This is a genomic window from Bradyrhizobium betae (genome assembly GCF_004123905.1).
Lineage (GTDB): Bacteria > Pseudomonadota > Alphaproteobacteria > Rhizobiales > Xanthobacteraceae > Bradyrhizobium > Bradyrhizobium betae_A.
Genome location: NZ_MZXW01000035.1, coordinates 425,257 through 442,798, shown reverse-complemented (window position 1 = coordinate 442,798; position 17,542 = coordinate 425,257). Strand labels below are relative to the sequence as shown.

At 64.0% G+C, this 17,542-nt stretch carries 16 protein-coding genes; 7 read left to right on the top strand and 9 right to left on the bottom strand.

Annotated elements, in window-relative coordinates; all coding sequences use genetic code 11:
* Positions 1–39 precede the first annotated feature (39 nt).
* Positions 40–3,186: an efflux RND transporter permease subunit gene (locus B5V03_RS27275; protein WP_129273439.1), complete on the bottom strand. Its 3,147-nt coding sequence runs from the start codon at positions 3,184–3,186 to the stop codon at positions 40–42.
* Positions 3,183–4,355 carry an efflux RND transporter periplasmic adaptor subunit gene (locus tag B5V03_RS27270; protein ID WP_129273438.1) on the bottom strand — a complete coding sequence of 391 codons (1,173 nt, stop codon included), beginning with the start codon at positions 4,353–4,355 and terminating at the stop codon, positions 3,183–3,185. Before B5V03_RS27270 ends, B5V03_RS27275 begins: the two co-directional genes overlap by 4 nt.
* Before the next feature lie 386 nt (positions 4,356–4,741).
* Here B5V03_RS27270 and B5V03_RS27265 point away from each other — a divergent pair, with 386 nt between their 5' ends.
* The 6 genes from B5V03_RS27265 (at position 4,742) to B5V03_RS27240 (ending at position 10,535) form a co-directional block, all read left to right on the top strand.
* Positions 4,742–4,981 (top strand): hypothetical protein, encoded by a 240-nt coding sequence (locus B5V03_RS27265; RefSeq protein WP_028146580.1) that lies wholly within the window; start codon positions 4,742–4,744, stop codon positions 4,979–4,981.
* A gap of 225 nt (positions 4,982–5,206) precedes the next feature.
* Positions 5,207–7,615 (top strand): TonB-dependent receptor domain-containing protein, encoded by a 2,409-nt coding sequence (locus tag B5V03_RS27260; RefSeq protein ID WP_164988339.1) that lies wholly within the window; start codon positions 5,207–5,209, stop codon positions 7,613–7,615.
* A 2-nt stretch (positions 7,616–7,617) separates the two neighbouring features.
* Positions 7,618–8,307, top strand: coding sequence for a Fe2+-dependent dioxygenase (locus tag B5V03_RS27255; RefSeq protein WP_129273437.1), 690 nt, complete (start codon positions 7,618–7,620; stop codon positions 8,305–8,307).
* Positions 8,304–9,227 carry a tonB-system energizer ExbB gene (gene exbB, locus B5V03_RS27250; RefSeq protein ID WP_129273436.1) on the top strand — a complete coding sequence of 308 codons (924 nt, stop codon included), beginning with the start codon at positions 8,304–8,306 and terminating at the stop codon, positions 9,225–9,227. Before B5V03_RS27255 ends, exbB begins: the two co-directional genes overlap by 4 nt.
* Before the next feature lie 3 nt (positions 9,228–9,230).
* Complete coding sequence (exbD, locus tag B5V03_RS27245) at positions 9,231–9,695, top strand: TonB system transport protein ExbD (RefSeq protein ID WP_129273435.1); 465 nt, start codon at positions 9,231–9,233, stop codon at positions 9,693–9,695.
* A gap of 9 nt (positions 9,696–9,704) precedes the next feature.
* Positions 9,705–10,535: a TonB family protein gene (locus B5V03_RS27240; protein ID WP_129273434.1), complete on the top strand. Its 831-nt coding sequence runs from the start codon at positions 9,705–9,707 to the stop codon at positions 10,533–10,535.
* Here the strand turns inward: B5V03_RS27240 and B5V03_RS27235 are convergent.
* The 3 genes from B5V03_RS27235 to B5V03_RS27225 all read right to left on the bottom strand — a co-directional run bounded on the left by B5V03_RS27235 (position 10,523) and on the right by B5V03_RS27225 (position 12,629).
* The gene (locus B5V03_RS27235; RefSeq protein WP_129273607.1) at positions 10,523–10,945 is read right to left on the bottom strand and encodes a hypothetical protein; all 423 of its coding nucleotides are present in this window, start codon (positions 10,943–10,945) and stop codon (positions 10,523–10,525) included. The genes B5V03_RS27240 and B5V03_RS27235 overlap by 13 nt on opposite strands.
* 62 nt (positions 10,946–11,007) lie before the next feature.
* Positions 11,008–11,688 (bottom strand): site-2 protease family protein, encoded by a 681-nt coding sequence (locus B5V03_RS27230; RefSeq protein ID WP_129273606.1) that lies wholly within the window; start codon positions 11,686–11,688, stop codon positions 11,008–11,010.
* Between the two features lie 68 nt (positions 11,689–11,756).
* Positions 11,757–12,629: a LysR family transcriptional regulator gene (locus B5V03_RS27225; protein ID WP_129273433.1), complete on the bottom strand. Its 873-nt coding sequence runs from the start codon at positions 12,627–12,629 to the stop codon at positions 11,757–11,759.
* Between the two features lie 89 nt (positions 12,630–12,718).
* On the opposite strand from B5V03_RS27225, the gene B5V03_RS27220 reads away from it, so the two are divergent.
* Complete coding sequence (locus B5V03_RS27220; RefSeq protein WP_129273432.1) at positions 12,719–13,630, top strand: DMT family transporter; 912 nt, start codon at positions 12,719–12,721, stop codon at positions 13,628–13,630.
* Positions 13,631–13,632: 2 nt separating this feature from the next.
* On the opposite strand, the gene B5V03_RS27215 is transcribed toward B5V03_RS27220, so the two are convergent.
* The 4 genes from B5V03_RS27215 to B5V03_RS27200 all read right to left on the bottom strand — a co-directional run bounded on the left by B5V03_RS27215 (position 13,633) and on the right by B5V03_RS27200 (position 17,487).
* Complete coding sequence (locus B5V03_RS27215; RefSeq protein WP_129273431.1) at positions 13,633–14,025, bottom strand: GFA family protein; 393 nt, start codon at positions 14,023–14,025, stop codon at positions 13,633–13,635.
* A 7-nt stretch (positions 14,026–14,032) separates the two neighbouring features.
* On the bottom strand, positions 14,033–14,779 hold the full coding sequence (locus tag B5V03_RS27210) for an SDR family NAD(P)-dependent oxidoreductase (protein WP_129273430.1): 747 nt from the start codon (positions 14,777–14,779) through the stop codon (positions 14,033–14,035).
* A gap of 17 nt (positions 14,780–14,796) precedes the next feature.
* On the bottom strand, positions 14,797–15,528 hold the full coding sequence (locus tag B5V03_RS27205) for an SDR family oxidoreductase (RefSeq protein WP_129273429.1): 732 nt from the start codon (positions 15,526–15,528) through the stop codon (positions 14,797–14,799).
* Positions 15,529–15,657: 129 nt separating this feature from the next.
* Complete coding sequence (locus tag B5V03_RS27200; protein WP_129273428.1) at positions 15,658–17,487, bottom strand: IlvD/Edd family dehydratase; 1,830 nt, start codon at positions 17,485–17,487, stop codon at positions 15,658–15,660.
* Positions 17,488–17,542 lie beyond the last annotated feature (55 nt).

Sequence of the window (17,542 nt, the reverse complement as noted above, 5' to 3'; positions counted from 1 at the left end):
AGGGCCCCGCTGTAGCGTCGCGGGAGCCGTGGCGCAAGCTTACTCGGCGGCTTCCTTGACGGTGCGGTGCTCGGGCGTCTCGTGGCCTTCGTCGTCGTCCGAACGGCCCCAGGCGGAGAACCAGTTGTTGAGCTTGTCGAGGTAGAGATAGACGACGGGCGTCGTGAACAGCGTCAGCGCCTGGCTGACGATCAGGCCGCCGACCATGGCGTAGCCGAGCGGCTGGCGGATTTCGGCGCCGGTGCCGTGGCCGAGCATCAAGGGCACGCCGCCGAGCAGTGCTGCCATCGTCGTCATCATGATCGGACGGAAGCGTAAGAGCGCAGCCTGGCGGATCGATTCCTCCGGCGTCTTGTGATGATCGCGCTCGGCGGCAATCGCGAAGTCGACCATCATGATGCCGTTCTTCTTCACGATGCCGATCAGCAGAATGACGCCGATCAAGGCAATGAGGCTGAACTCGAAGCCGGCCGCCATCAGGATCGCGAGCGCGCCGACGCCGGCCGATGGCAGGGTCGACAGAATCGTGATCGGATGGATGTAGCTCTCATAGAGGATGCCGAGGATCAGATAGACCACGACGAGAGCGGCGAGGATCAGCAGCGGCACGGTGCCGAGCGACTGCTGGAACGCCTGCGCCGTGCCCTGGAAGCTCGAGTTCAGTGTCGGCGGTGCACCGAGATCGGCCATCGCCTTCTGCACGGCCTCGGTGGCCTGACCGAGCGCGACGCCTTGCGCCAGGTTGAAGCTGATCGTGATCGCCGGGAACTGGCCCTGGTGGCTGATCGAGAGCGGACGGACCGGATCGGTGGTCCAGGTCGCAAAGGTCGACAGCGGCACCTGGTCGCCGGTCAGCGGCGATTTCAGGTAGAGCTTGTTCAGGCTGTCGAGACTGCCCTGCATCTCCGGCAGGATCTCGAGGATCACCTTGTAGGTGTTGAGCTGGGTGAAATACTGCGTGACCTGCCGCTGTCCGAACGCGTCGTACAGCGTGTCGTCGATCAGCTGCGGCTGGATGCCGTAGCGCGCCGCAGTATCGCGGTTGATCTTGAGCTGGACCGTGGTGCCTTGCGTCTGCTGGTCGGTCGCGACGTCGCGCAGCTCCGGCAGCGTCGCCATCTTGGCAAGGATCTTTGGCGCCCAGTCGTTGAGCTCGGCGAGATCGGCATCCTGCAAGGTGAATTCGAACTGCGTGCGCGTCGGCCGGCCGCCGAGCCGGACGTCCTGCGCCGCCTGCATGTAGAGGCGGGCACCCGACACCTTCTCGAGTTTGGGACGCAGCCGCGCGATGATCTGCTGTGCCGAGGCCTCGCGCTCGTCGCGCGGCTTCAGCGTGATGAACATGTTGCCGTTGTTGCCCGCGCGGCCGCTGCCGCCGATGTTCATCGCGATCGTGGCGACGTCCGGGTCTTCCATCACGATCTTCCCGAGCTCGACTTGGCGCCGCTGCATCTCCTTGAACGAGATGTCCTGCGAGGCTTCCGAGGTCGCGGTGATCAGGCCGACGTCCTGCTGCGGGAAGAAGCCCTTCGGGATCAGGACGAACAGGTAGACCGACAGAGCGAGCGTGGCGAAGAAGATCGCAAGCGTCGTGCGCCGCCAGGCAAGGGCGTGATCCAGTCCGTATTCATAACCGCGCAGCATGGCGTCGAAGGCGCGCTCGCTCCACTGGTAGAACTTGCCGTGGGTGACTTCCCCATGGGCGCGCAGGAAGCGCGAGGCCATCATCGGCGTCAGCGTCAGCGACACGAACATCGAGACGAAGATCGTCATCGCCAGCACGACCGCGAATTCGCGGAACAGGCGGCCGATGATGCCGCCCATCAGCAGCAGCGGGATCAGCACCGCGACCAGCGAGATAGAGATCGAGACGATGGTGAAGCCGATTTCCTTGGAGCCGCGGAAGGCCGCCGCCATCGGCGATTCGCCTTCTTCGATATAACGCGTGATGTTCTCCAGCATCACGATGGCGTCGTCGACGACGAAACCGACCGCGATGGTGAGCGCCATCAGCGACAGATTGTCGAGCGAATAGCCGGCCACCCACATCAGGGCGCACGCACCCAGCAGCGCCAGCGGAACCGTGATGGTGGGAATGACGGTCGCCCAGAAGCTGCGCAGGAAGATGAAGATGACCATGACCACGAGGGCGATGGTCAGAAGCAGTGTGAACTGGACGTCCTCGACGGCGGCGCGGATGGTCGTGGTGCGGTCGCTGATGAGCTCGATCTTGATCGCGGGCGGGATCGCCGCCACGAGGCGAGGCAGGGTCGCCTTGATCCGATCGACGGTCTCGATGACGTTGGCGCCCGGCTGCTTGAAGATGACCAGGAACACGCCGCGTTTGCCGTTGGCCCAGGCTGCCTGCTTGGCGTCTTCGGCGCCGCTGACGGCTTGGCCGATGTCGCGGATTCGCAACGGACCGCCGTTGCGATAGGCAATGATGACGTCGTTCCAGTCCTTGGACTGGGTCAGCTGGTCGTTGGCGTAGATCGTATAGGCGCGCTTCTCGCCGTCGATATTGCCCTTGGGGCTGTCGACGGTGGTGATCGCGATCTGACTGCGCACGTCCTCCATCGACAGGCCCTTGGCGACGAGTTTCGCCGGGTCGATCTGAATGCGGATGGACGGCTTCTGCTGGCCGCCGATGAAGACCTGCGCGACGCCGGAGAGCTGGCTGATCTGCTGGGCCAGCTGGGCGTCGACCGCGTCGCTGACGCTGGTCAGCGGCAGCGTCTCCGACGTCGCCGACAGCAGCAGGATCGGGGCGTCGGCCGGGTTGACCTTGCGGTAGGTCGGCGGCGAGGGCAGGTTCTTCGGCAATTGGCCGCTGGCGGCGTTGATCGCGCCCTGCACGTCGTTGGCGGCGCCGTCGATGCTGCGGTTGAGGTCGAACTGGATGGTGATCGAGGCGGTGCCGAGATAACTCGTCGAGGTCATCTGGGCGATGCCGGGAATCTGGGCGAACTGGCGCTCCAGAGGCTGCGCCACCGACGAGGCCATCGTCTCCGGGCTGCCGCCCGGCAAATTGGCCGTGATCTGGATGGTCGGGAAGTCCACTTGCGGCAGCGGCGCGACCGGTAGCAGGGGGTAGGCGACGAGACCGACAAAGAGAATGCCGGCCATCAGCAGCGAGGTGCCGATGGGATAACGGATGAAAGGTGCCGAAATCCCGCCCTCGGTCATTCCTGTCGTACCTTGTTCTGGGCCGGATCCGAGCTCGCCACCGCCGTCGAGACGAGGCTTCCGGGCTGGACCTTGAATTGACCGCCGGTGATCACCTGCTGACCCGGGCTCAAGCCGTCATCAACGACCGAACGACCGTCGATGCCGTAGCTGACCTTGATCTTGTGCACTTCGGCCTTGTTGTCCTGATTGACGGTATAGGCGTAGAGGCCATTGGTCGAATGCTGAACCGCGTCATCCGGAACCACGGTCGCATCCTTCAGCGTCCGGACCAGAAGGCGCGTCGAAACCGACTGGCCCGGCCACAGCGCGTGGTCCTTGTTCTCGAACACCGCCTTGAGCCGAATAGTCCCGCTGGACGTGTCGACCTGGTTGTTGATGACGGCAAGCTTGCCCTCGGCAAGCGTCTTTTTCCCGTCGGTGGTGTAGGCGATCACCTTCAATGCGCCGGCCTTCTGGCCTTCGCTGATGTAAGGCAGCTGATCCTCTGGCGCGGTGAAGATCACCGAGATCGGCTCGACCTGCGAGATCATCACGATGCCGGTCTGCGTAGAGGCGGTCACGATGTTGCCGACGTCGACTTGGCGCAGGCCGGCGACGCCGGTGATTGGCGTTTTGACCTGGGTGTAGTCGAGCTGGGTCTGGGCGTTGGAGATAGCGGCCTCGTCGGCGGCGATCTGCGCGGTGAGTTGGGCAACGGTGGAGCGCTGGGTGTCGACGCGTTGCGCGGTGGCGAACTCGCCGAGTTTCATGGCGCGCTGGAGTTCGAGATTGGCGTTGGCGAGGCTCGCCTCGTCCTGCGCCTTCTTGGCCTTGGCCTGGTCGAGCGTGGCTTGATAGGGGCGGGGATCGATCGAGGCGAGAAGGTCACCTTCCTTGACGATCTGGCCTTCGGCGAAGGCGATCTTGTCGATCTGGCCGTCCACCCTTGTCCGGACTTGTACGGTGTTGAAACCCTGCACCGTGCCGAGACCGGTCAGGTAGACCGGGAAATCGACCTTCTGGACCGGTGCAACGCTCACGGGAATGGCGGACGCGCGCGGCGGGCCTTTCTGTGCGGTCTGGGCTTTTCCGGCCTCGGGCGAGCCGTATTTCTGCCAACCATAGTAACCCGCGGTGGCCACGGCCGCGATGATGACAATCCAGAGTATCGGCCGTGATTTTTTCATATCGGCTCGTTGGCTCGTATGCCCAAAACGACAAATTATGGGGCAATCGTAGGGTTCCAGCGCGCTTGTATAATACACGCCAAGTTCCACTGTAAACAGCACTATCCGCTGAGAATCCTAAACAATTGGAAAGCTTTGCACTGCTTAGGCAACCCTCTGGCGCGTCGGTGTGCAGTGCTGCATTTTCCCGGCACGAACCATCAGCGTGCAAAAATTAGACAGCACTCGCAGACGGTGTGGACGGAGCGGAACGGGTCGCGCATCGCTTGATCAGCCGCCGCAGGATTAGCGCCTTTCGAGAACGGTTCTAAGTCGGGCGGGCGGCGTTTCGGTTGTCAGGAAAATCGGCATCGTCCATATCGGCGCCGCCACCAGGGGAGCACAGCATGGACGAATTGAACGGCAAGCTGATCGCGTGTCAGATCCTGATCACTGGATTGATCGCGCGCGTCGCCAACGAGCAGCGCGACCCCTTGCGCTTCCTCACCGACTTCCGCGACGAGATCAAAGCGGTTGTCAACGGCGTCAACATCGCGGGCATGGACAACAGCGATCGGGTGCGAGCGGTCGCGCAGAAGACCGTCGACGAATTGTTCTCGCTGATGAAGCCGCCGAGCAGCGATTGATGCCGCGCGCGAGCGCTGATTTAGCGGCATTTCTCGCGTTCGTTTTAGAACGAGTCCAATCTACGTTTAGAACCGTTTCAAACTGCAATTTAGAATCGTTTTGATCTGGACTTATTCAAGCGTTCTCGCGGCTTGCCCGCATTGACCCACTATTTTGCCACCGATACCAACAGCCTAATCGCTCATCGAAGTGAATGAGCGAACATGAAGATGGGGCGTGGTGTAATGGGGCAGGTGGTCGCACCGAAGTCGTTGCGTGCGGTGGCAGCGTTCAATCCGGTGGATGAGAAGTCCGCAGGCGTTTCCGGCAAGAAGGTCTCGGCCGTCGCGAGCCTGATCGCGGTGGCGTCGGTGTCGAGCGGCGCAGAAGCGCAGCAGTCGAACCTGCCGCCGGTGACGGTCGATGCGCCGGTACAACGTCCGCGTCCGACGGCTTCCAAGCCCACAGCGGATCAGGTCCGCGCGCGCAACGCGCTTCGCCGCGCCGCGCAGCGTCAGCAGGCAGCGCAGCAGGCTGCTCCCGCCACGCCGTCCGGTGCCCCCGACGGCAATCCCTATGCCGATCCGGCGGCGCCCTACAAGATCGACCGTGTCCAGGCCTCGGGCAAGTTTCCTGAGCCACTTCTGAACACGCCGAAGACCATCACCGTGCTCAGCAAGGAAGTGCTGGACGACAAGAACGCCACGTCGCTGAGGGAGGTTGGGCGCTCGACTGCCGGCGTGACGCTCGGCTCGGGCGAAGGCGGCAATGCGTTCGGCGACCGCTTTTTCATCCGCGGCTTCGATGCGCGCAACGACGTCTTCATCGACGGCATCCGCGATCCCGCGGTGTCCATCCGCGAGAACTTCTTCACCGAGCAGCTCGAGATCCTGCGCGGCCCGGCCTCCTCCTATGCAGGCCGCGGCACCGCGGGCGGTGCGATCAACATCGTCACCAAGCAGGCGACCGATCGTAACTTCCAGAACGCTGAGACCACCTTCGGCACCGACATGACCAAGCGCGTCACGATCGACGTCAACCAGGTCATCGATCCGACCTTCTCGGTGCGCGTCGGCGGCCTGTTCCAGGACGCCAATGTCGCCGGTCGCAACTACGTGACCGACAATCGATGGGGCACTTTCATCTCGACCAAATACGCCCCAACCAACGACTTCAAGATCACCACGAACTACGTCCACACCGATCTCAGCGGCTACCCGGATTTCGGTGTGCCCTACTACAAGCAGGGCAACGCCCCGGCCACCGAAGCAGGCATTCCGCGTGGGACCTGGTACGGCCTCCTCAATCGCGACTTCCAGACCGCGCGGCAGGATTTCGGCACGCTGACGGCAGAATATAAGCCGACCAACAACATCACCCTGACCAGCCGGACTCGCATGGAGCAGTCGACGCTGGAATATATCGGCACGTTGCCGCAGTCGCCCATAACGACCGACCCCGATCCGACAAAGTGGACGATCACCGCGAGCGCGCAGAGCCGCAATCAGTGGGTCGACGTCATCGCCAACCAGGAAGACGCCACGTTCAAGTTCAACACGGGATCGGTCAAGCACACGGCGGTGACCGGGCTCGAGGTCTCGAACGAGCGTATCGGAATCGGCCGCTACAACGGGCTTGCGTCGGAGGTGTTTGGATCGGGATTCAGCAGTAGTGGAGCTCTGACCCTCCAGAATATGTATTCACCGGGCTACACCTACACCCCTGGTCCGTTTAACCCGGTGCTCACCGGCGATCCGACCCGCTACAACGTCGACAGCGGTGCCGTCTACGTGATGGACACGGCGAACTGGGAAGACACCATCATCTTGAACGGCGGCGTGCGCTGGGACAGCTATAAGCTGAATTCGTCGATTGCCGCGGCTTCGAGCAGTGTCGACTCAGACTTCGTCAACTACAACGCCGGCATCGTCTACAAGCCGGTTTCGATCGGCAGCCTTTATGCGGCCTATGCGACCTCGACCAATCCGTTCGGTTCCGAGCTTGACGCAACCGGTACGGATTATGGCTCGTCTCCGCCGACCGGCACCACGATCCTGGGACCCGAGAAGAACAAGGCGGCGGAAGTCGGCACCAAATGGGAGCTGTTCGACCGCCACCTGCTGGTGAGCGGCGCGCTGTTCCACACGACCAAGGACAATGCCCGCGAGACCAACGCTGCCGGTCAACTCACCTCGGGTGCGGCGTATCGGATCCAGGGTATCGACATCGAGGCGAGCGGCAAGCTGACCGATCGCTGGAGCATCTTCGGCGGCATCGTGCTGATGGACTCGAAGGTGACCAAGAGCAACATCGCCAGCAATGTCGGCCTGCAGCTCGCCAACGTCGCGCATCAGTCGTTCAGCTTGCTCACCAAGTACAAGTTCGACGGCGACTGGGAGCTCGGCGGCCAGGCGGTGTTCCGCTCCAAGGTCTACGGCGGCACCTTCGGCGCCAACACCGGCACGCTGATCCCGAGCTATTGGCGCTTCGATGCGTTCGTCGAGAAGAAGATCGACAAGAACTGGACCATGAAGTTCTACGCGCAGAACCTCACCAACAAGCTCTATTACGACACGCTCTATCGCAGTGCGACGCCGTTCGTGGCGGTCGCGCCGGGCAGGGCGTTCTACATCGTGACAACGGCAAAGTTCTGAGCATGTTGACGTGCCTGCCTGGCGTTCTCAGCAAGGAAGATGTGGCGGAGTTCCGCCGCATCATGGACGCCAGCGAGTGGGAAGACGGCCGTTCCACCGCGGGCGCACAGTCAGCAATGGTCAAGCGCAACGAGCAGTTGCCGCCGGATAGCGAGGTCGCGCGCAAGCTCGGCAACCGCATCATTTCGGCGTTGACGTCGAACCCGCGGTTCCTGGCTGCGGCGATCCCGCTCCAGATCTTTCCGCCGCTGTTCAACCGCTATGCGGCGGACAGCGGCCATCATTTCGGCCTGCATGTCGACAACGCGATCCGCGGCGACCGCCTGACCGGCCTTCGCATCCGCACGGATTTGTCGGTCACGCTGTTCCTCAGCGAGCCGGAGGAATACGACGGTGGCGAACTTGTGATCGAGGACACCTACGGTTCGCACGAAGTCAAGTTGCAAGCAGGCGACTGCGTGCTCTATCCCTCGACCAGCCTGCATCTCGTCACGCCGGTGACCCGGGGAGTGCGGGTTGCGTCTTTCTTCTGGCTTCAGAGCATGATACGGGACGATCAAGCCCGGAGCATGATCTTTGACCTCGACACCGCGATACAGGCGCTGGTGGGACGGCTCGGGCGTGACGATCCCGAAACGGTCAAATTGACGGGTATCTATCACAATCTCATTCGCTACTGGGCCGAAGTATGAAGATCATGTCCTTCCAAGCAAGCCTTGCCACAGCCGCCATTCTGACGGCCGCCTGGCTCGCATCGCCCGTTTCCGCCCAGACACCGACCCAGCCGGCAGCGCCGGCCCAGTCGACGGCGCCCGCGGCCAGTCCGGTTCCGGCAGCTGCGGCCCCGACCGCGGCCGCGCCGGCGGCTCCCTCGGCCACCGTACCGGCCGCGAAGCCGGACGTGTTCGGTGCCCCGCCGGTCATGAAGGAATTGTCACCCTGGGTGATGTTCATGTCGGCGGACGTCGTCGTCAAGGCGGTGATGATCGGGCTCGCCTTCGCATCGCTGATGACCTGGACCGTCCTCATCGCCAAATCGATCGAGCTGTCGGTTGCTTCGACCAAGCTTCGTTCGGCGTTGAAGAAGATCGCGGAGGTGCGCTCGCTTGCGGAAGCGCAAATGGCGCTCGGCGCCAAGGAGGGCATCCTGCCGTCCTTCCTGGCGGCGGCGTTGCGCGAGGCGCGGATGTCGGCGGGCCTGTCCAGCGATACCGGTATCAAGGAGCGGGCGGCCTCGAGCTTCCAGGAGATCGTGCGTGCCGAGGCGCGGCGCATCCGCATCGGCATGGGCGTGCTGGCGACGATCGGCTCGACATCGCCCTTCGTCGGCCTGTTCGGCACGGTCTGGGGCATCATGAACAGTTTCATCGGCATCTCGAAGTCGCAGACGACCAACCTCGCGGTGGTCGCGCCCGGCATCGCCGAGGCGCTGCTCGCGACCGCGATCGGCCTCGTCGCCGCCATTCCCGCGGTCATCATCTACAACCACTTCTCGCGCGTGACGAAGAGCTATCTCGAACTCGTCAGCCGTGCCTCGGGCGCGGCGGGGCGGCTGCTCTCGCGCGATCTCGATCGCAGCCACGGCAGCGTGCATTCGCGCGCAGCGGAGTGACCCATGGCCGTTTCGCTCACGGACAATGATGACGACGACGATTTCTCGGAAACGCATGACATCAACGTCACGCCGTTCATCGACGTCATCCTGGTGCTGCTGATCATCTTCATGGTCGCTGCTCCGCTGTCCACGGTCGACCTGCCGATCGATCTGCCGACGTCGAGCTCGATGCCGCAGAAGAAGCCGGACAAGCCGACCTATCTCAGCATCAAGCGCGATCTGGGGCTTGCGATCGGAGAGGATGCCGTCCACCGGGCCGATTTGATCACGACCCTCGACTCGATGTCGGACATGAGCAAGGACAAGTACGTCTTCCTGCGTGCCGATCGTTCCGTTCCTTACGGCGAGTTGATGGGCGTCATGGAGCTGTTGCGCTCCGGCGGCTACACCAAGGTGAAGCTGGTGACGCTCGAGGGGCCTCCCATGGCGGCGGGAGCGCCTGCCGCGGGCGCTGCGCAGCCTTAGAGGTTCGTCATGTCTGACACCGAGCTCGAACCCAGATCATCCCGACGGCTTTGGATTTTGGCCGCCGTGACCGCGCTCGTCCTCCATGTCGGTGGTGCGGCGCTCGCGCTGGCGAACCTGAAGGCCGACGATGGCGACGAAGGGCTAGGCGCTGCGGGGGCGGAGTTCGCAGTCGAGATGACGTCGCCGCCGGCTCAGGAATCCGACCGGGCACCCGGGCCCCAGGATTCCGAGGAGCAGGAAGAGCGCCCGGAGATGCCCGAGCAGAAGGCCGAGGTCAAAGAGACGGATCTTCCACAGGACCGGCCGCAACAGGTCGAGGAGGCCGATCGCCTCGTCACCGAGAACAAGCCGAAGAAGGAGCAGGACGAGGAGCCGAAGATCGCCGCCGTCGAAACGCCGGCCATGGAGGCCGCACAGAAGTCGGTTGCGATGGAGCGGCAGACCTTTGAGGATGCGACCCGCGAGGCCGAGAAGGCCATGGCGCCGGTGCTCGGCATCGGCAAGGACCTTCTGAAGCTGACGGCCGACTGGAACCGCAAGATCAGCGCGCACCTTTCGGCGCACAAGGTCAATCCGGAGGGCAAGGAGCCCAATAACGAGGTGGCCAAGGTGAGCTTTGCGCTCAACCGCAGGGGCAACGTGCTTTCGGTCGATATCGCGACGTCGTCCGGGGATAAGGCGTACGATGCCGCCGCGATCGCCATGGTCCGCAAGTCCGACCCGTTCCCGCAACCGCCGGCCGGCCTGACCGAAGACCGGATCGAGCGCACCGTCGAGATATTCTTCAAGCCTCCGTCGGAGGAGAAGAAAAAGAAGAAGCAGGCTCAGCGCCAGTAGAGCCGGATCCCGACATAGACCACGACCAGGCAGGCGAAGATCAGCGCCACCGGGAGCGGCCGCCTCTGGGTGGCGCTGGCGGTCGACCCAAAGAAGCTGACTTTCGCCTTTGGCTTGGGCGCCGGGCGCCGGAAAGCGGTAACATTGTCCGCCGCCGCTTCGGGCGGTCGGGTGCGGACGTCGGGTGGGGTTCCGGCGCCGCCCATCTCGGCATAATAGGCCTTGTAGATCGCGGCGATGGTGGCCTCGGTGGCTTCGCCCTCACTCATCTGCGCCAGCAGGTTCTTGTAGCTCGCGAGGAACTCCTGGGCCTCCGGAGGCAACGCGGATGAGCCGTTGAGCTTGGCCATCATCTTCCAGGTCGCAAAATCAGCGCGGGCACGGGTGTCCGCGCGTCGCGCGATCAGCATATCGGCAGCTTTGACCAAGTCGGCCTCTGGCCCTTCGGCTTGTGTTCGGGTGTTCTGATCAACTACGCATTGCCGGTCAGAAAGAGAACAGCCTGAATCACATAACCGGTCAACGTTCGCAGTATTGCTGAAATAACATCAAGATTTAGACCGAACTGCGAGCCCGCGAGCGGCAGCAGGATCAGCAGGCCGATCAGGATCAGCATCCCGAACGGCTCGAGCCGGGCCAGCGGCAGCGCGAGCGGCCGCGGCAGCAGCCCGACCGCGACCCGCCCGCCATCGAGCGGCGGGATCGGCATCATGTTGAACACCGCCAGGACCGCGTTAATGAGCAGCGCGTTCTTGAGGTTGTCGAAGATCCACTGTGCCGAGCCGGCCGGTGCCAAGGGCAGGGCGTGCAGGGCGAGGGCCGCGGCGAGCGCCAGCAGGATGTTGGTGGCGGGACCGGCCAACGCGACCCAGACCATGTCGAGCCTGGGGTTGTTGAGCTTGCGGAAATTCACCGGCACCGGCTTGGCGTAGCCGAACAGGAACGGCGAATGCGCGAACAGCAGCATCGCCGGCAGGATGACGGTGCCGAACGGGTCGATATGCTTGATAGGGTTGAAGCTGACGCGGCCGAGCTGCGCGGCCGTGTTGTCGCCGAGACGGTCCGCAACAAAGGCGTGCGCGGCCTCGTGAAAGGTGATCGCGAGCACCAGCGGCAGCACCCACACGGAGAGTTCATAAAGGGAAATGTTCACGGCTCGTCCGTCCCGGTTCGCTCGCGGCCTTGCAGCCAACCCGGCCAATCCGGTGATGGGGCAACGCGTCAGGTCAGGATATGGGACGCCGGTTCCGAAATCCCAAGCTGTAAATGATCCGCCAGCAGAGCCGCCGGGCGCGACAGGTTGCGCGCGCGGTGGAGGCGGATGTCCGCTCCCGGCAGCGGCGGCAGGCCGTCGCGTTCGGTGAGGGCGCGGAGGCGGGGCGGCAGGGTGCCGGACTTCACCACGGTCACCGCGAGCCCCTCTGCCGCGATGGCTTCGACCGCAGCAAGCGTCCGGCTGACAAAGGCGAGCCGCCAGGGCCGGCCGACGGCATCGAGGGCCTCCGCGGCCCATTGCCGGAACAGGCAGCCCGGCGGGTAGAGTGCGACGGGCAGCGTGTCGTGCGCTCCGAGCGGATACGAGCCGGCCGCCGCCCAGACCGCCTGCTCGCGTCGCAATAGCTCGCCATCGCCGCGTCCTTCCGGATGCATGGCGATGACGAGGTCATAGGCCTCTCCGAGCCGGGCCGGCATCGTCGCGGTTAGCCCGGTCTCGATCTCGACGCGAATGTCCGGATGGCTTTCGGCAAAGCGCGCGAGCAATGGCGGAATGACGATCGTGCCGTAGTCGTCCATCACGCCAAGGCGGACCACCAATTCGCGCTTGCGCGTGCTGAGCGCATCGACCGCCTCTGCGTTGAGGTCGAGCAGCCGCCGCGCATAGACGAGGAGTTCATCGCCTGCTGCGGTCAGTGCGACGCCGGCCCTGGTGCGTTGAAACAGCTTTGTGCCGAGCCGCTCCTCCAAACGCCTGATCTGGACGCTGACCGCAGATTGCGTGCGGTTGAGCGTCGCGGCCGCACCCGTGAAGGAGCGGTGCTCGGCAACGGCGACAAAGGCCTTCAGCAGATCGGGATCGAGAACGGGTGCGCTCATGACGAAAACTTATCCTGGCATGACGGAAATTCCATTCCCTGTTTCGGCGCGCCTCGTATGCTGCTTTCAAAGCATCAACGGGAGGAAGCGTGGGCGAAATCTCCGGCGTTCTGGCTGCCGTGCTGTCGAGCGGCCTGGGCGGCACCTCGATCGGCGCCACGCGCTATCTCGTGAGCAGCCTCGATCCGCTGGCGATCGGCTCGTTCCGGTTCGGTATCGGCTTCCTCCTGCTGTTGCCCCTGACGCTGCTGCGCGGCGATCGCTGGCCGGGGCGACGGGATTTTGCCGCCGCAATCGGGCTCGGCGTCCTGTTCTTCGCGCTGTTCCCGATCCTGTTCAACGCATCGCTGATCTTCACGACCGCTGCGCGCGGCGCGCTCGCTTTGTCGACGCTTCCACTGCTGTCGCTCGTGATCGGGGCCGCGCTCGGTGCCGAAGCCCTGACCTGGCGCAAATCGATCGGCGTCGTGATCGCGACCTCAGGCGTAGCGGTCGCGCTGCTCTCCGACCTGACCTCGGCACCATCAGGCGCCTGGCGCGGTGATCTCCTGATGATGGCAGCCGCCCTGTGCATGGCGCTGTACGGCATCTGGTCAAAACCGCTGATCCGGCGCTCCAGCCCGATCGCCTTCACGACGATGAGCATGGCCGCCGGCGCGGCCTGTCTCATCCTGCTCTCGTATCTCAGCGGCAGTTTTGCGCCGGTCGCAGCTTTCGGCGCGCCGCAATGGCTGGCGGCCTCTTACCTCGGAGCGTTCGGCGCGGCGCTGACCTTCTATCTCTGGGCCTTCGCGCTGGAGCGGACGACCCCGACGCGCGTCGCGATCTCGGTGACGGTCAATCCAATCACGGCCTCGCTGGTCGGCGCCTGGCTGCTGGACGAACCGCTGCGCTGGAATCTGGCGGCCGGCATTGTCGCGGTGTTTGCCGGAATCTGGATCGCGACGACGACAGGCCGGCGCACGGACGCAGTGAGCGCGTCCGCTTCAAGCCAGGTCTGAGGTCACGCCGGGATCGTCCCCTGATATTGCGTCAGGCCGTCGTCGAGCTTCAGCCACGCCAGCTTCTCCGAGACCCAGATGTGCTCGGTCGGGGCAAAGGCGTTGCGGTCGTCGAAGGTCGTGAGCGAGACGCCCGCCAGCGTGCCGTTGCGCCGCCACGAGAACAGGCGCGTGCCGCAGCGCTTGCAGAACACGCGGTCGATGTTCTCGGACGAGGCATAACGCTCGGTGTCGCCCTCGACCGTCAGCGCGCGTTGATCGAATTGCGCGCGCGCAAAATAGGGCGAGCCCATCGCCTTCTGGCACATGCGGCAATGGCAGATGCGGACGTTGAGCGGCTCGCCTTCCGACTTGAACCGCACCGCGCCGCACAGGCACCCACCTTCCCGGATCATGGTGTCCTCAATAGGTTGCGCGTCCGCCCGAGATGTCAAACACCGCGCCGGTGGAGAAGGCACAATCTTCGGATGCGAGCCAGGCCGCCATTGCGGCGAGCTCTTCCACCAGCACGAAACGTGCCTTGGGGATTTTCGACAGCATGAAATCGATATGCTGCTGCGTCATCTGATCGAAGATCGCGGTCTTCGCGGCGGCCGGCGTCACCGCATTCACGAGGATGTCATGTGCGGCCAATTCCTTGCCGAGCGACTTCGTCAGCGCGATCAAGCCGGCCTTGGAGGCCGAATAATGCGAGGCGTTCGGATTGCCTTCCTTGCCGGCGATCGAGGCGATGTTCACGATCCGCCCGTATTTCTGCTTGAGCATCACGGGCACGATCGCCTTGCAGACGATGAAGGGACCGTCGAGGTTGATGCGCAGCACCTTGCGCCATTCCTCCAGATCAGTCTCCCAGACCGGCTTGTTGATCCCGGCGATGCCGGCATTGTTGACGAGGATGTCGATTTTGCCGAAGGCGGCAAGCGTCGCATCGCGGGCCTGCTCGACGCCTGCGGTGTCGGTGACGTCGACCTTGAAGACGCGGACGCTGTCGCCGATCTCTTTTGCGGTTTTCTCAGCCAGTGCGGCATCGAAATCCCAGATCGCAACCTTGGCGCCGGAGGAAACAAAACGCTCGGTGATGGCGCGGCCAAAGCCCTGCGCGCCCCCGGTGACGATGGCGACGCGGCCGTTGAGATCGATCTTGTTCATGCTGGAGGCCTCTGGCGTCAGAGCATGTAGCCGCCGTCGACGACGAGGTCGACGCCGGTGGTGAAGGCGCTCTCGTCGCTGCCGAGATAGACCGCCATGGAGGCGATCTCGTCGGCGGTGCCGAGCCGGCCCATCTTCTGGCGGGAGACGAACATCTCCTTGCCCTGCGGCCCCTGGGCTGCGGCACGGTCGAGCATCGAGGGCGTCTCGACGGTGCCGGGGCAGATCGAGTTGCAGCGGATGCCCTTGGTGATGAAGTCGAGCGCGACCGCGCGCGTCAGCAGTGACACCGCAGCCTTCGACGAGCTGTAGACATAGCGGTTGGCCGGCGGCCGCAGCGCGGCGCAGGAGGAGATGTTGACGATGCTGCCGCCGCCGCCTGCCAGCATGTCCGGCAGGAACGCCCGGATGGTCCGGTGCATGGATTTGACGTTGAGGTCGAACGAGAAATCAAAATCCTCTTCCGAGCATTCCAGGATGGTGCCGTGATGCACGAAGCCGGCCGCGTTGAGCAGGATGTCGATCTTGCCGATCCGCTTGGCAAAGGCGTTGACGTCGGCGGTGTTGCGGACGTCGAGTTTTGCGGTCTCGGTGATGCCTTCTTTCGTCAGGCTCGCGATGCCGCTTTCGTTGATGTCGGTGGCGATGACGGTCGCGCCTTCACGCGCGAATGCGATCGCGCAGGCGCGCCCGATGCCGGCCGCGGCAGCGGTGATGACGGCGCGTTTTCCCTTGAGGCGGTCTGCCATTTTGTTTTTCTCCTTCTTGAAAGGTCTATCCGATCGTCATCGCGAGCGCAGCGAACCAATCCAGAATCATGCCGCTGAGGCAGTCTGGATTGCTTCGTCGCTTCGCTCCTCGCAATGACGGTGTGGCTGCTAGTGATTGTCCCGCGCCACGCCAAACGTACCCGCGACATTCTGGTACCTTGTGGCGAGCTCCATGCAGGCGCCGGTCGATTGCTGGCCGACGGTGTTGCGATAAAGCTCCTGCCACGGCGTCTGGTTCGCCGGATGCTTGAAGCCGCCATTGGCCATCAGCTCGGCGTGACGCTTCTTCACCTCGTCGTCCGAGATCAGGATATTCGCGCTGCCCTTGTTGAGGTCGACGCGCACCTTGTCGCCGGTCCTGAGGATCGCAAGCCCGCCATTGGCGGCGGCTTCCGGCGAGGCGTTCAGGATCGAGGGCGAGCCCGAGGTGCCGGACTGGCGGCCGTCGCCGATGCAGGGCAGGGAGTGGATGCCGCGCTTGATCAGCGCTGCCGGCGGCTGCATGTTCACGACCTCGGCGCCGCCGGGATAGCCGATCGGGCCGGTGCCGCGGATGAACAGCACGCAGCGCTCGTCGATGTCGAGCGAGGCATCGTCGATCCGCTCGTGATAATCTTCCGGGCCCTCGAACACGATGGCGCGGCCCTCGAAGGCGTTCAGGTCCTTCGGATTGCTCAGATAGCGGTCACGGAATTCCTTCGAGATCACGCTGGTCTTCATGATCGCGGAATCGAACAGATTGCCCTTCAGCACGAGGAAGCCGGCGTCCTTCACCAGCGGCTTGTCGTAGGCGTGGATCACGTCGTTGTCGGGCGCGGGCGCATCCTTGCAGTTCTCGCCGATGCCGCGGCCGTTGACGGTGACCGCGTCCTCGTGGATGCGCTTGTGCTTCATCAATTCGCGCACCACGGCCGGCACGCCGCCGGCGCGGTGGAATTCCTCGCCGAGATAGAAGCCGGCCGGCTGCATGTTGACCAGCAGCGGCACGTCATGGCCGAATTTCTGCCAGTCGTCGATCGACAGCTCGACGCCGATGTGGCGGGCCAGCGCATTGATGTGGATCGGCGCATTGGTCGAGCCGCCGATCGCGGAGTTGATGACGATGCAGTTCTCAAACGCCTTGCGGGTCAGGATGTCCGAGGGCTTGAGGTCTTCCCAGACCATTTCGACGGCGCGTTTTCCGGTCTCGTAGGCGATCTGGCCGCGCTCGCGATAGGGCGCCGGGATCGCAGCACAGCCCGGCAGCGAGAAGCCGAGCGCTTCGGCAAGCCCGTTCATGGTCGACGCCGTGCCCATGGTGTTGCAATGGCCGACCGAGGGCGCCGATGACGCCACGATCTCCATGAATTCGTCGTAGTCGATCTCGCCCGCGGCGAGCCGCTCGCGCGACTTCCAGACGATGGTGCCGGAGCCGGTGCGCTCGCCATTGTGCCAGCCGTTCAGCATCGGGCCGCCCGACAGCACGATCGCGGGCAGATTCACGGTTGCCGCCGCCATCATGCAGGCGGGCGTGGTCTTGTCGCAGCCGGTGGTCAGCACGACGCCGTCAAGCGGATAGCCATAGAGGATCTCGACCAGGCCGAGATAGGCGAGGTTGCGGTCGAGCGCCGCGGTCGGGCGCTTGCCGGTCTCCTGGATCGGATGGGTCGGGAATTCCATTGCGATGCCGCCGGCCTCGCGGATGCCTTCGCGGACGCGATGCGCCAGCTCGATATGGTGGCGGTTGCAGGGGGAGAGGTCGTTGCCGGTCTGGGCGATGCCGATGATCGGCTTGCCGGACTGAAGCTCGGCGCGGGTGAGGCCGTAGTTCAGATAGCGCTCCATGTAGAGCGCGGTCATACCCGGGTTATGCGGGTTGTTGAACCATTCCTGGGAGCGAAGGTGGCGGCGGGTGCCGTTACCGGCGGGCGCGTGCCCATTGGTTGGCTTTTTTGTCATTGGTTTCTCCTGCAATGCAAACGCACTGGCGTCGCGTCTTAAGCTGTCGGCTTGT